Genomic DNA, 13,149 nt, shown 5'->3' on the forward strand with positions numbered 1-13,149 from the left:
ATTGCGGGCAGCGGCGGCCCGTTCGAGCACGGCCTTGGCCTCGGGCAGGAACCGATGGCCGGTCTGGGCAAGCTCGATGTTGCGGCCGACGCGGTTGAACAGGTGGACGCCGTGCTGTTCTTCAAGCGCCCGGATGGCCGCCGATGCCGCCGACTGCGAAATGCCCAGCAGTTCCGCCGCCTTGGTCATATGGCCGCGCTCGGCGACGGCGACGAAAATCCGCAACTGATCCAGGGTCATGTCCGTATTAAGAACCAATATCGATCGAATTTACAAGAACAACTGATTAGACAGATCGATAGCTTTATTCTAAGTTTTCCAGCGAAGTTAGAAAAAATTCGCCGAAAGATCGCAGAGAGCAGAATGATCGGGCGTTTCAGATCCCTGCTTGCGCATTGGATCCGCGGCATAAGACGGCGGCTTGCCGGTGATCGTTACCACCCGGAAGAGCATTACGTGCGCGGCCCCGGACCGAAGACGCGGGCCAAATCCATGCGCCGTACAGGCGCCACCGGATCATGATGCAGGGACCGCCGCGCGGCGCGAATTCGGCACCATCGCAACGCCCGCTTGCCGACACGCGAGCGCCCGATGAAGGCGACGGCGTCGACACCTCGCCTGCCGTTTCCGACAGCATCGCCAAGACGACCTGCTACATGTGCGCCTGCCGCTGCGGAATCGATGTACACATCAAGGATGGCAAGGTCCGCTACATCAACGGCAACAAGGACCACCCGGTCAATCGCGGCGTGATCTGCGGCAAGGGCAGCTCCGGCATCATGCAGCATTACAGCCCGGCAAGGCTGAAGAAGCCATTGCTGCGCGCCGGCCCGCGCGGCTCCGGCGAGTTCCGCGAGATCGAGTGGGAAGAGGCGCTCTCGATCGCTACGGAACGGCTGTCGAACATCCGCCGGACCGACCCCAGGAAACTCGCCTTCTTCACCGGCCGCGACCAGTCGCAGTCGCTGACCGGCTGGTGGGCGAGCCAGTTCGGTACGCCGAACTTCGCCGCCCATGGCGGCTTCTGTTCGGTCAACATGGCGGCCGGCGGCCTCTATACGGTCGGCGGTTCGTTCTGGGAGTTCGGCGAGCCCGACTGGGACAACACCCGGTATTTCATGCTGTTCGGTGTCGCCGAGGATCACGATTCCAACCCGATCAAGATCGGTCTCGGCAAGCTCAAGGCGCGCGGCGCCAAGGTCGTCTCGATCAATCCGTGCCGCACCGGCTACAATGCCATTGCCGATGACTGGATCGGCATCCGGCCCGGAACAGACGGCCTGTTCGTGTTCGCCCTAATCCACGAATTGCTCAAGGCGGGCCGCGTCGATCTCGAGTATCTGCTGCGCTACACCAATGCCCATTCGCTCGTCATCCAGGAGCCGGGTGCTGCCGATGACGGGCTGTTCGTGCGCGATGCCGACGGCAATCCGCTGGCTTGGGACAGGATGGCGAAGACACCGGTCAGCGCCGCCGATGCCGGTGCGAAACCGGCGCTGACCGGCAGCTTCACGATCGGCGGGCGCCGCTGCGTCCCGGTGTTCCAGCTGATCGCCGACCGCTACCTCGATGAGAGTTACGCACCGGACTCGGTCGCCGAGCGCTGCGGCATTGCCGCCGACACGATCCGCAGGATCGCCGCCGAACTCGCCCATGTCGCCTTCGAACAGACGATCGAATTGCCGATCGCCTGGACCGACTGGGCCGGGCGCCGCCACGAGACGATCAAGGGGCGGCCTGTCTCGATGCACGCCATGCGCGGCATCTCGGCCCATTCGAACGGTTTTCACACCTGCCGCGCCATCCATCTCCTTCAGGTGCTGTTGGGCACGGTGGATGTCCCCGGCGGCTTCCGCTTCAAGCCGCCCTACCCTCGATCCGCGCCGCCCGGACCGAAGCCGGCGGGCAAGACCGTCAAGCCGATGACGCCGCTCGACGGCATGCCGCTCGGCTTCGTCTGCGGGCCGGACGATTTGCTGGTCGACGAGGCCGGCACGCCGCTTCGCATCGACAAGGCCTATTCGTGGGACGCGCCGCTGGCCGCGCACGGCCTGATGCACACCGTCATCCGCAACGCCTGGGCAGGCGATCCCTACAAGATCGACACGCTGATGATGTACATGTCGAACATGGCGTGGAATTCCTCGATGAACACCGTCGAGACCATGGCGATGCTGACCGACAGCGACGAAGCGGGCAACTACAAGATCCCTTTCATCATCTATTCCGACGCCTATTATTCCGAGACCGTGCCGTTCGCCGATCTGGTGCTGCCGGACACGACCTATCTCGAGCGCCACGACTGCATCAGCCTGCTCGACCGGCCGATCAGTCATGCCGACGGACCGGGCGACGCCATCCGCCATCCCGTCATCGAGCCCGACCGCGACGTCCGGCCGTTCCAGTCGGTGCTGATCGAACTCGGCGCCCGGCTCGGCCTGCCTGGTTTCGTCGATGAGGACGGCTCGGCCAGATACCGCGACTATGCCGACTACATCGTCAACCATGAGCGCACGCCCGGCATCGGCCCGCTCGCCGGCTGGCGCGGCAAGGATGGGACCTCGACCGGCAGGGGTGAGGCCAACCCGGACCAGTTGCAGCGCTACATCGACAATGGCGGCTTCTGGCATCATGATTTCGCGGACGACCAGCGCTATTACAAGATGGCCAACCGCTCCTATCTCGACTTCGCAGTGCAGATGGGTTTTATCCCGAAAGCCGAACCGATCGTTTTCCAGCTCTACTCGGAGCCGATGCAGCGCTTCAGGCTTGCCGCGCGTGGCCATGGCCGTGTGGTGCCGCCGAAAGGCGATCGCCAGCGCATCGAGACCTACATGGACCCGCTGCCGTTCTGGCACATGCCCTTCGAGGAAGCGGTCGTCGACCTCGAAAAATATCCGCTGCATGCGCTGACGCAGCGGCCGATGCACATGTACCATTCCTGGGGTTCGCAGAATGCGTGGCTGCGGCAGATCACCAGCCAGAACCGGCTGTTCGTGCATCACCGGACGGCAGCCGGTCTCGGCCTTGTCGATGACGACTGGGTGTGGATCGAAAGCATCAACGGCAGAGTGAAGGGGCAGATCAAGCTGATCGACGGGGTGAACGAAAGCACGGTCTGGACCTGGAACGCCATCGGCAAAAGGCGCGGCAGTTGGGGGCTGAAGGACGACGCGGCCGAGAGCAACCGCGGCTTCCTGCTCAACCATATCATCGGCGACCAGACCTCGGCCGACGCTCAGGGCAAACGCTATTCGAATTCCGATCCGGTGACGGGCCAGGCTGCGTGGTTCGACCTGCGCGTGCGCATCGTCAAATGCGCAGCCGAAGAAGCCGGGTTCACCGAGCCGCAGTTCCAGCGTTTCCTGCAGCCGCCGCATTTCGAACCCTCGCCCGACAGACTGATTTTCGGCGCCGAATTCCGCAGGGCGAGAGAGGCGACCAAATGACCTGTCTGCCAAGTCAAAGCGACAAGAAACTCGGCCTCGTGATCGACCTCGATACCTGCGTCGGCTGCCAGGCCTGTGTCACCGCCTGCAAGGAATGGAACACCGGCGGCCACATGGCGCCGCTGACCGACATCGATCCCTATGGCGGCCATGTCGACGGCGTCTGGTTCAACCGCGTGCACGCTTATGAGCACACCACCGAGATGGGCGGACGGACGGTGAACTTCCCGCGCTCCTGCCTGCATTGCGAGACGCCGGCCTGCGTCACCGTCTGCCCGACCGGCGCCTCCTACAAGCGGGCTTCGGACGGCATCGTGCTGATCGACGAGGACAAGTGCATCGGCTGCAAATTGTGCAGTTGGGCCTGTCCTTATGGAGCACGCGAATTCGACACCGATGTCGGGGTGATGAAGAAATGCACACTGTGTGTCGACCGCATCTACAATGACAATCTGGCCGAAGAAGACCGCGTGCCGGCCTGCGTCGCCGCCTGCCCGACCAGCGCCCGGCATTTCGGCGATCTCGGCGATCCCCTGTCGGCTGTCTCGCAACTGGTGGCGGAGCGCGGTGGTGTCGACCTGATGCCTGAGCTCGGCTATCGCCCGACCAACAAATATTTGCCGCCACGCGCCCACACCGCGCGCGCCGCATCGGTGGCCGCGCCGGCATTGGAACCGGTGCGGGCCGAAGGCGGTTTCCTCGGCTGGGTCGACCGCATGCTTTCGAACTGACCCATGCATCCAGCCTTCTCCGTCGTCTTCTTCACCACTGCCACCGGCGCGGGCTACGGCCTGCTCGCGCTGCTGGGCACGCTCGGAGGCTTCCAGATCATCCCACCCGATTTCTGGCTGGGCTTTATCGGCATGGGGCTGGCGCTCGGCCTGATCGTGGCCGGCCTGTTGTCCTCGACGGGTCATCTCGGCCGCCCCGAACGCGCCTGGCGGGCGTTCTCACAATGGCGCAGTTCATGGCTGTCGCGCGAAGGTGTTGCCTCGGTCATCACCTTCATTCCGGCGGGACTGTTCGGCATCGGTTGGATATTCTTCGGCAAGACCGATGGCTGGGTCGGCATCGCCGGATCTCTGGCCGCCATCGGCGCAATCATCACCATCTGCACCACCGGCATGATCTATGCGTCGCTGAAACCGATCGCCCAGTGGCACAGCCGCTTCACCCTGCCCGGCTATCTCATCTTTTCGGCGATGACCGGCAGCGTGCTGTTGAACGCACTGCTGCAGGGCTTTGCGCTTGGTTCGAAGGTGCAGCTGGCGGCTTGCCTGCTGCTGACCTTGACCGGCTGGGGCTGGAAGCTCGCGACCTGGCGCTACAATGACCGGCTGGAGATTCCGACCACCGCCAACACCGCGACCGGGCTGGCGGGAGGTACGGTGCGGTCGCTGGAATGGCCGCATACCGAAGAGAATTACCTGCTCAAGGAAATGGGTTTCCGCATCGCGCGCAAGCATGGCGCGCGGCTGCGCCAGATCACGCAGCTTCTGGCCTTCGCGTTGCCCTTGGGGCTGCTCGCCATTGTGTTCGCCCTGCCCTGGCCGCCGGCAGCGTTGCTGTCGGTACTCGCTGCTGCAATCCAGTTCGCCGGCATGCTGGTCGAGCGCTGGCTGTTCTTTGCAGAGGCGAAGCACACGGTTACGCTCTACTACGGCAGGTAGGGCTGTTTAGCCCGGCCGCAGCATCGAGCCGGAAATGGCAAAGATGCGTTGGGCGCCCAGCATATAGGCCATCAGCGTATCCAGCCGGAACAGCCCGGCATAGGCGCGATCGAGCACGTTGAGCGAGCCTGTATAGGCACCGAAGGCCGGCATGATCATGCGGCCGCCGTCGCCGGCAAAGCAGCGGCGCCGCACCGAGCGGCCCTGCTGGACGATGCGGGCGCAGGGATGCAGATGGCCCGCTATTTCGCCTTCGACACGCTGCTTCGATGGCTCATGCCGGAACAGCAGCGAGCCTATAGCAAGTTCACGCACCGTCTCGCCAGGCAGGTCGGCTGGCGCTTCCGGGTCATGATTGCCGGCGACCCAGAACCATTGCCGGCCTGATATCAGCCCTTCCAGCCGCTCTCGGAAACTTGCATGCATGCGTTGGGCGCCGCCGCCATCGTGAAAGCTGTCGCCCAGGCTGATGACGATCGACGGCTGGTAGTCAGCGATGACGGCCTGCAATCGCAGCAAGGTCGCGCCGGTGTCATAGGGCGGAATCAGCGTGCCGCGGCGTGCCAGCGACGAGCCCTTTTCCAGATGCAGGTCGGACACGGCCAGAAGCCGCAGATCCGGAAAATAAAGCACGCCGCGCGGGTCGCAGACGGCGCGTTCGCCTGATATGCCGACAAGATCGGCCTCGGCGATCAGCGATGTGCGCGCCAGCGAAAAATTCATTCCTCGACCATCTCCGGCCCCATGGCCTCTGCGACCAGCGACGCCGCATCCATCAGCAATGTCTCATCGGCTTCGCCGTTCACCGGCATCTTGCCGATCTCGAGCATGATCGGCACGGCGAGCGGCGATATCTGTTCGAGTGCCTTATGCACGATTCGACCCTGGATGCGCGAGAGCATGTCGGCAAGTCTGCTGACATCGAGCAGGCCGGCCGCCGCATCGGCACGCGTCGCCTGCAGCAGGATGTGGTCCGGTTCATGGCTGCGCAGCACGTCATAGATCAGGTCGGTCGAGACCGTGACCTGGCGGCCGCTCTTCTCCTGGCCAGGGTGGCGTTTCTCGATCAATCCGGAAATCAGAGCGCAGTTGCGGAAGGTGCGCTTGAGAAGCCAGCTGTCGGCAAGCCAGGCTTCGAGGTCGTCGCCCAGCATGTCCTGGTCGAAAAGTGCGCTCAGCGAAGGCTTCCTGGCTTTGAACATCGCGCCCATGTCGCCCAGTGACCATATAGCCAGCGCATAATCGGTGGCGACGAAGCCGAGCGGCCTGGCTCCTGCCCTGTCGAGGCGGCGGGTGAGCAGCATGCCGAGCGTCTGGTGCGCCAGCCTGCCCTCGAACGGGTAAGCCACCAGATAGTGGCGGTTGCCTCGTGGAAAGGTCTCGATCAGCAGGTCGTCGCGCTTGGGCAGCACCGATTTGTCGGCCTGGAAGCGCAGCCAGTCGGCGACCTGCTCGGGCAGCTTTTTCCATCGCTGCGGGTCATCGAGCATGATGCGGACCTGTTCGGCGAGATAGGTCGAAAGCGGAAACTTGCCGCCTCCATAATAGGGCACCTTGGCATCGCTGCCCGGCGCGTTCGACACGAAGCATTCATTCTCGCGGATGCCCTCGAAGCGCAGCACCTTGCCGGCGAACATGAACGTGTCGCCATGCGTCAACGTTTCGAGGAAGGCCTCCTCGATCTTGCCGAGGACCCGGCCGCCACGCGAAGCCGCGCCTTTGCTGCCGGCCTGCACATATCGAACATTCAGCGCCGGCACCTCGATGATGGTGCCGACATTCAGCCTGTATTGCTGGGCGACGCGCGGATTGGACACCCGCCACAACCCGTCCTTGTTCAAACGGATGCGGGCGTAGCGTTCGTAATTCTTGAGCGCATAGCCGCCGGTGGCAACGAAATCGATGACGCGGTCGAATGTCGGCCGGTCGAGGCTGACATAGGGTGCTGCCGTTCGCACCTCCTCGTACAGGTCATCGGCACGGAACGGCGCGCCGCAGGCGCAGCCGAGCACATGCTGGGCCAGCACATCGAGCCCGCCATTGATCAACGGAGGCGTGTCCTGCGCGCCTAAATAGTTGGCGTCGAGGGCGGCCCGGCATTCCAGCACCTCAAAGCGGTTGGCGGGGATGAGGATCGCCTTGGACGGCTCGTCCATGCGGTGATTGGCACGGCCGATGCGCTGTGCCAGCCGGCTCGCCCCCTTTGGCGCGCCGACATGCACGACCAGATCGACATCGCCCCAGTCGATGCCGAGATCGAGCGTCGAGGTGGCGACGATGGCGCGCAGCGCGTTTTCGCCCATCGCCTTCTCGACCCGCCGGCGCTGGGCGACGTCGAGCGAGCCGTGATGCAGCGCGATCGGCAGGGTGTCCTCGTTGACCCGCCACAATTCCTGGAAAAGCAGCTCCGCCTGGCTGCGGGTGTTGACGAACAGCAGTGTCGTCTTGTGGCGTTTGATCTCGCGATAGATTTCCGGCGTGGCGTAGCGCGCCGAATGTCCCGCCCATGGCACGCGCTCTTCGGAGTCGAGGATGGAAATCTCCGGTTTCGCACCCCCGGTGACGACGATCAGTTCGGCCATGTCATGGCCTGTCGAACCCTTGGGTGGATTCTGGCTGACCAGCCAGCGCCGCAACTCGTCCGGTTCGGCCACCGTCGCCGATAGCCCGATGGTTTGCAGACCAGGGACAAAGCTGCGCAACCGTGCCAGGCCGAGCGCCAGCAGATGCCCGCGTTTCGATGTCACCAGCGAATGCAGCTCGTCGAGCACGACGTAGCGCAGATCTTCGAAGAAGCGTCTGGCATCGCCGGCCGCAATCAGCAGCGCCAGTTGTTCGGGTGTGGTCAGCAGGATATCGGGCGGCACCAGTTTCTGGCGCTGGCGCTTGTGCGCCGGCGTGTCGCCGGTGCGCGTCTCGATGGTGACGGGCAGCCCGATCTCTTCCACCGGCTTGCCGAGATTACGCTCGATATCGACGGCAAGCGCCTTCAACGGCGAGATGTAGAGCGTGTGGATACCGCGCTGCGCCTGGCCCGGCTTTCTCTTTGGCCGGTTGGCCAGTTCGGTCAGCGAAGGCAGGAAGCCGGCCAGCGTCTTGCCGGCGCCGGTCGGCGCGATCAGCAGTACCGACTGACCGGCCTGGGCCTTCGCCAGAAGTTCGATCTGATGGGCGCGCGGCGACCAGCCTTTCTCGCCAAACCATCTGAGGAATGGTTCGGGCAGGGCCACGGCGGCATTCTGTTCGGCAAGGCGCGGCTCAACTGTCACCCGCCAGAGGTAGCGCGACGGCGCGCGAACGCCAAGGAAAATCGGAACAAAAGGTGATCGAGGTGAGCTTTCCTCGCCCCAGTACGGGGAGAGGATGCCGGCAGGCAGGTGGGGGGCGGCGCGAACCTCTCAATGCTGGCGCTGTCCCTCATCCGCCCTTCGGGCACCTTCTCCCCGTGAACGGGGCGAAGGAAGAAAGGCTACGGCCTCCTGAACCCTGTCGGGCCACCATAGAGATAACCGATGCGATCAACCGCATCCTTCAGGCCTTCGCGCGACACCAGCATGGTGTGGCCGTTGGCGTGGATCATCGTGTCGGCATCGGTCATCACGGCGACATGGCCCTTCCAGAACACCAGATCGCCGCGTCGCAAGCCGGAGAAATCAGGTCCCGGTTCCAGCGGCTCGCCAAGGGCCGCAGCCTGCATGTCGGAATCGCGCAGCACGTCTCTGCCGGCCATGCGCATCGCCAGTTGCACCAGCCCCGAACAGTCGATGCCGAAACCGGAAGTGCCACCCCAGAGATAGGGTGTTCCTAGAAACGCCTCGGCAACCGCGACATAGTCGGAGGCAGCTTCACTGAGCGGCCGCAGGTGACCTGCGATCAGCGCCTCGCCGGACGGCAGGACCGCATAGTGCGTACCGCGCGTCTCGGCCGCCTCCGTCACCGTCACCGTCGATCCCATCGACAATTGTCCGGCGATCGGAAAGCGCAGATCCGGCGCGGGATAGAGGAAGGTGCGCGGCACGCAGACGATGTGCGTCGGCGTATGGTCCCGTTTGCCCAGCATCGTGTCGGCGACATAGCCGACATAGCCGTCGCGTTCGGCCTGGACCCAGGCCCAGCCTTCGGCGACATCGAAGACCAGGACATCGTCGCCGAACAGGGCTTGCGTGTTGACGCCGGCATCCGCCCGCGGCGCCTTGCGCATATCGGCCACTGACGCGATGACCCGCGCCGGCCGGCCGGCGACGAAGCGGTCAGCGGCGACCTCACCCTTCAGCCGTGCATCGGCAAGGTCGGAGCGAAAAGCGTGAAGGCGGGCATCCCTGGCAGTCAAATCGAGCACTCTGTTGAAAAGGTCGCTCACATCGGCAGTTCGAGCGCCTTGGCGATGATACCATCGCCGAAGCGCTCGACAAAGAGCGCGCCCTCGACCGTGCGCCTGATCAGAACATTGCGCTTGTCGAGCTCGTCGCGATGGCGCGAGACGAGTTTCAAAGCGCCCATCGTGTCAAGGGCGCGGGTGATCACCGGCTTGGTGACATTGAGCCGGGCGGCGAGCCCGCGCACGGTGTGCGGCGGCGGATCGAGATAGATGGTGAACAGGATTGCCGTCTGGCGCATGGTCAGATCGGGCGCGTCGTCGCGCACCTGCGACAGCATCACCTGCTGCCACAGTCGCAAGGCCTGGCTCGGGCGCATCGCAATCGACATCGCGCCAGCATGACGGCAAATTGTTTCGGTTCCGTTTCAGTCAAAGCGATTGCCGTCTTTCGCCTGCGACTGTCAGCCATAGCGTTTCGCGATGATCCGCTCCAGCGCGCGGATGCCCTGTGCCTCGCCGCCGGCGGGGCCATGCGGACGATCAGCCGGATTCCAGGCGAAGATGTCGAAATGCGCCCAGCCCGCGGTTTTTTCGACGAAGCGCTTCAGGAACAACGCCGCTGTGATCGAGCCTGCGAAACCGTCCGTGGTGACATTGTTGATGTCGGCGATCTTCGACGACAGTTTTGCATCGTAGGGCCGCCACAGTGGCATGCGCCACAGCGGATCCTCCGTCGCGACGGAAGCCTCCGCCAGATCGGATGCCAGCGTTTCGTCGCCGGTGTAGAACGGTGGCAGATCGGGGCCGAGCGCCACACGGGCAGCCCCGGTCAGCGTCGCCATGTCGACCAGAAGCTGCGGCTCCTCCTCGTCGGCCAGCGCCAGCGCGTCGGCCAGCACCAGCCGTCCCTCGGCATCCGTGTTGCCGATCTCGACAGTGATGCCCTTGCGGCTCACCAGCACGTCGCCAGGCCGGAAGGCGTTGCCGGCAATCGAATTCTCGACCGCGGGAATGAGCACGCGCAGCCGCACATTCAGCCCGGCAGCCATGATCATCGAGGCGAGGCCAAGCACATTGGCGGCACCGCCCATGTCCTTCTTCATCAGCAGCATGCCGGACGATGGCTTGATGTCGAGACCGCCTGTGTCGAAGCAGACGCCCTTGCCGACCAGCGTCACCTTCGGTGCGTCTTGCTGCCCCCATCGCATGTCGATCAAGCGCGGTGCGCTGGTCGACGCACGGCCGACCGCATGGATCATCGGGAAGTTCCGGTCGAGGAGATCGTCACCCTTGATCACCGAGACTTCGGCCTTGTGCCTGGCGGCCAGGGTCCGCACCGCCTGCTCCAAATCTTCCGGACCCATATCGCTGGTCGGCGTGTTGACCAGATCGCGTGTCAGGAAGACGCCATCGACAATGCGGCGAACGCGCCCGGCATCGACGTCGGCCGGCAGGCCGAAGCGCAGCGCCCTGCCTGGCTTCTTGCCGTAGCGAGTAAAGACATAACCGCCGAGCAGCAGCGCGATCGCCGCGAGTTCGGCCTCGGCCGGCGCCAAGGCGAAATGCCAGTCGCCTTCCGGCAAGGCTTTCGACAATGCGCCGAGGGCAAGCGCGCCTTCGCCATCGCCGATACCGAACAAGGCGCCGCCGAGCGCCCCGTTTTCGCCGGGCACGACCAGTGTCCTGCCTGCCTCGCCGGAAAAGCCGTTGGCCCTGGCCCAGGCGATGGCGGCCGGCGCAAGACCGGCCGCGTCCAGACCGTCCCTGGCGACCAGATGGACCGGCAACGCGCCCGGCAATGTCTTCCCGACGAGTTCGACAGGCATGCGATGTTCTCCGTGTGAGTCGCCGTTCTTAACCGTCCGTTAGGGTTAACAGAATATTTCTGCGAGAGGGAAGACGGCCACGCAATGGCCGCGCATGAATGGAGGCTTAGGGTGCCATGCCGACCAACCGCAGGATCAATATCAGGGGAAAACGGCTCATCACCATGGCTCTTGTGCTGGCGCTGACGGCGGGCGTCGCCGGTTGCGGAACCGACAAGCTCTCCACCGGCTCTATCGCACGCACCAGCGGCAAACCGCTTGAAAGCATGTCGGCCGGCGAACTGCACAATGCCACCGGCGCACTTGGCCAATCCTACGCGAAGAACCCCAACGACAAGCGGATAGCGACGAACTATGCGGCGGCGTTGCAGATGGATGGCGACGCCGACCAGTCGCTGGCCGTGATGCGCAAACTCGCCATCGCTTTGCCCAAGGATCGTGACGTGCTTGCCTCCTACGGCAAGGCGCTGGCCGCCAATGGCCAGTTCGAGGCGGCGCTCGACGCCGTGCGCCGCGCTCAGACACCGGAATATCCCGACTGGAGGCTGGTGTCGGCGGAAGCGGCCATTCTCGACCAGACCGGCCAGAAGGACGATGCGCGCCAGCTTTACCGCAAGGCGCTCGACCTCAAGCCGAACGAGCCTTCCGTGCTCTCCAATCTTGGCATGTCGTATGTGCTGGAAGGTGATCTGCGCACCGCCGAAACCTATATGCGCTCGGCCGCGCAACAGCCGAATGCGGACAGCCGGGTCCGCCAGAACCTGGCGCTGGTCGTCGGCCTGCAAGGCCGGTTCGACGAGGCCGAGAAGATCGCCTCACAGGAACTGTCGCCCGAACAGGCGCAGGCAAATGTCGCCTATCTCAGGCAGATGCTGGCCCAACAGAACGCCTGGAGCCAGCTCAAGGACCAGGACAAGCCGAAATCCGCAACCAACTGAGACCACAATTCCGATGCCCCAACGAAGAGGCCGCGCTGCATGCAGCGCGGCCTCTTCGTTTGAAGTGTACTGCAGGAATTTGCCTTGCCGCTACTGGGCGTTTGTTGCCGGCGCCGCATGATCGCCGAAGATACCGCGTTGGCTGACCTGAATGCCGGCGGGACCCAGGATGATGGCGAAAAGCACGGGCAGGAAAAACAGGATCATCGGCACGGTAAGTTTTGGCGGCAGGGCGGCCGCCTTCTTCTCGGCCGCATTCATGCGCATGTCGCGGCTTTCGGCGGCAAGCACGCGCAGTGCATGCGCCACCGGCGTGCCGTAACGCTCGGCCTGGACGAGCGCCTGCGACACCGACTTGACCGAATCCAGGCCGGTGCGGCTTGCCAGGTTCTCGTAGGCCTGCTTGCGCTCCGGCAGATAGGAAAGCTCGGCATTGGTGAGGATGAACTCTTCCGCCAGCGCCACCGATTGCGCGCCGATCTCGTCGGCGACCTTGCGCAATGCTGCTTCCACCGACATGCCCGATTCGACGCAGATCAGCATCAGATCGAGCCCATCCGGCCATGCCATCTGGATCGACTGCTTGCGCTTGGTGGCGCGGTTGTTGACGTAGATGACCGGCGCGTAAAAGCCGCCGTAAGCAACGAGGATGCAGACGAACAGCCTGATGACCAATGGCTTGTCGGGCAGTCCTCCGAGCACGAAAATGTAGATTGCGGCCAGCGCGAAACCGACAAAAGGAAGCACGAGACGGAAGAAAAGAAACCGCGTCAGCGGATTCTGTCCACGAAAACCGGCCACCTTGAGTTTCTGCAAGGTGCCTTCATCGGCGAGCGCGCGTCTCAGATCCAGCCGGTCGACGATGTTGCGCATGCCGATCGACTGTTCCTCACGCAAGCCCTTGCGACGGCGGTCGGCCTCGACCGCAAGCCGGGCGCGCTGTTGCGC

The 13,149-nt window shown here is 64.1% G+C and carries 11 protein-coding genes; 4 read left to right on the top strand and 7 right to left on the bottom strand.

Annotated features, from left to right (window positions below):
- Window positions 1-240: LysR family transcriptional regulator (locus tag EN925_RS05820; protein ID WP_164894143.1), on the bottom strand; the 240-nt coding region annotated here is incomplete at its 3' end.
- A 278-nt stretch (window positions 241-518) separates the two neighbouring features.
- Here EN925_RS05820 and EN925_RS05825 point away from each other — a divergent pair.
- Genes EN925_RS05825 through EN925_RS05835 form a run of 3 tightly spaced genes read left to right on the top strand, consistent with a single transcriptional unit; the run spans window position 519 to window position 5,119 of the window.
- Window positions 519-3,449, top strand: coding sequence for a molybdopterin oxidoreductase family protein (locus EN925_RS05825; RefSeq protein WP_164753711.1), 2,931 nt, complete (start codon window positions 519-521; stop codon window positions 3,447-3,449).
- Entirely contained in the window at window positions 3,446-4,180 is a 735-nt protein-coding gene (locus tag EN925_RS05830) for a 4Fe-4S dicluster domain-containing protein (RefSeq protein ID WP_127267783.1), read from the top strand. The genes EN925_RS05825 and EN925_RS05830 overlap by 4 nt, the downstream gene beginning before the upstream one ends.
- A 3-nt stretch (window positions 4,181-4,183) precedes the next feature.
- On the top strand, window positions 4,184-5,119 hold the full coding sequence (locus EN925_RS05835; protein ID WP_127366794.1) for a DmsC/YnfH family molybdoenzyme membrane anchor subunit: 936 nt from the start codon (window positions 4,184-4,186) through the stop codon (window positions 5,117-5,119).
- Between the two features lie 6 nt (window positions 5,120-5,125).
- Here EN925_RS05835 and pdeM read toward each other — a convergent pair whose 3' ends face one another.
- The 5 genes from pdeM to EN925_RS05860 all read right to left on the bottom strand — a co-directional run bounded on the left by pdeM (window position 5,126) and on the right by EN925_RS05860 (window position 11,263).
- Window positions 5,126-5,842 carry a ligase-associated DNA damage response endonuclease PdeM gene (gene pdeM, locus EN925_RS05840; protein ID WP_127369385.1) on the bottom strand — a complete coding sequence of 239 codons (717 nt, stop codon included), beginning with the start codon at window positions 5,840-5,842 and terminating at the stop codon, window positions 5,126-5,128.
- A complete protein-coding gene (locus EN925_RS05845) occupies window positions 5,839-8,388 on the bottom strand; it encodes a ligase-associated DNA damage response DEXH box helicase (RefSeq protein ID WP_127385074.1) in 2,550 nt (849 codons plus the stop codon). Before EN925_RS05845 ends, pdeM begins: the two co-directional genes overlap by 4 nt.
- Before the next feature lie 200 nt (window positions 8,389-8,588).
- On the bottom strand, window positions 8,589-9,449 hold the full coding sequence (locus EN925_RS05850) for an NlpC/P60 family protein (protein WP_164753715.1): 861 nt from the start codon (window positions 9,447-9,449) through the stop codon (window positions 8,589-8,591).
- 26 nt (window positions 9,450-9,475) lie between these two features.
- A complete protein-coding gene (locus EN925_RS05855) occupies window positions 9,476-9,826 on the bottom strand; it encodes a MarR family winged helix-turn-helix transcriptional regulator (protein ID WP_013533675.1) in 351 nt (116 codons plus the stop codon).
- A gap of 72 nt (window positions 9,827-9,898) precedes the next feature.
- Window positions 9,899-11,263: a M17 family metallopeptidase gene (locus tag EN925_RS05860; protein WP_027161743.1), complete on the bottom strand. Its 1,365-nt coding sequence runs from the start codon at window positions 11,261-11,263 to the stop codon at window positions 9,899-9,901.
- Window positions 11,264-11,379: 116 nt separating this feature from the next.
- Here EN925_RS05860 and EN925_RS05865 point away from each other — a divergent pair, with 116 nt between their 5' ends.
- Complete coding sequence (locus tag EN925_RS05865) at window positions 11,380-12,201, top strand: tetratricopeptide repeat protein (RefSeq protein WP_013533677.1); 822 nt, start codon at window positions 11,380-11,382, stop codon at window positions 12,199-12,201.
- Window positions 12,202-12,291: 90 nt separating this feature from the next.
- Here EN925_RS05865 and EN925_RS05870 read toward each other — a convergent pair.
- Window positions 12,292-13,149 (bottom strand): type II secretion system F family protein (locus EN925_RS05870; protein ID WP_164894144.1); only part of this gene is annotated, 858 nt, incomplete at its 5' end.

Origin of the sequence: Mesorhizobium sp. M7A.F.Ca.US.006.04.2.1, assembly GCF_004022915.1 — a bacterium.
GTDB lineage: Bacteria > Pseudomonadota > Alphaproteobacteria > Rhizobiales > Rhizobiaceae > Mesorhizobium > Mesorhizobium ciceri.

Excerpts from the sequence above, each read along its gene's own strand:
- EN925_RS05825 (WP_164753711.1), top strand. The coding sequence starts at position 519 with ATGATGCAGGGACCGCCGCGCGGCGCGAATTCGGCACCATCGCAACGC.
- EN925_RS05830 (WP_127267783.1), top strand. The coding sequence starts at position 3,446 with ATGACCTGTCTGCCAAGTCAAAGCGACAAGAAACTCGGCCTCGTGATC.
- EN925_RS05835 (WP_127366794.1), top strand. The coding sequence starts at position 4,184 with ATGCATCCAGCCTTCTCCGTCGTCTTCTTCACCACTGCCACCGGCGCG.
- pdeM (WP_127369385.1), bottom strand. The coding sequence starts at position 5,842 with ATGAATTTTTCGCTGGCGCGCACATCGCTGATCGCCGAGGCCGATCTT.
- EN925_RS05855 (WP_013533675.1), bottom strand. The coding sequence starts at position 9,826 with ATGTCGATTGCGATGCGCCCGAGCCAGGCCTTGCGACTGTGGCAGCAG.
- EN925_RS05860 (WP_027161743.1), bottom strand. The coding sequence starts at position 11,263 with ATGCCTGTCGAACTCGTCGGGAAGACATTGCCGGGCGCGTTGCCGGTC.
- EN925_RS05865 (WP_013533677.1), top strand. The coding sequence starts at position 11,380 with ATGCCGACCAACCGCAGGATCAATATCAGGGGAAAACGGCTCATCACC.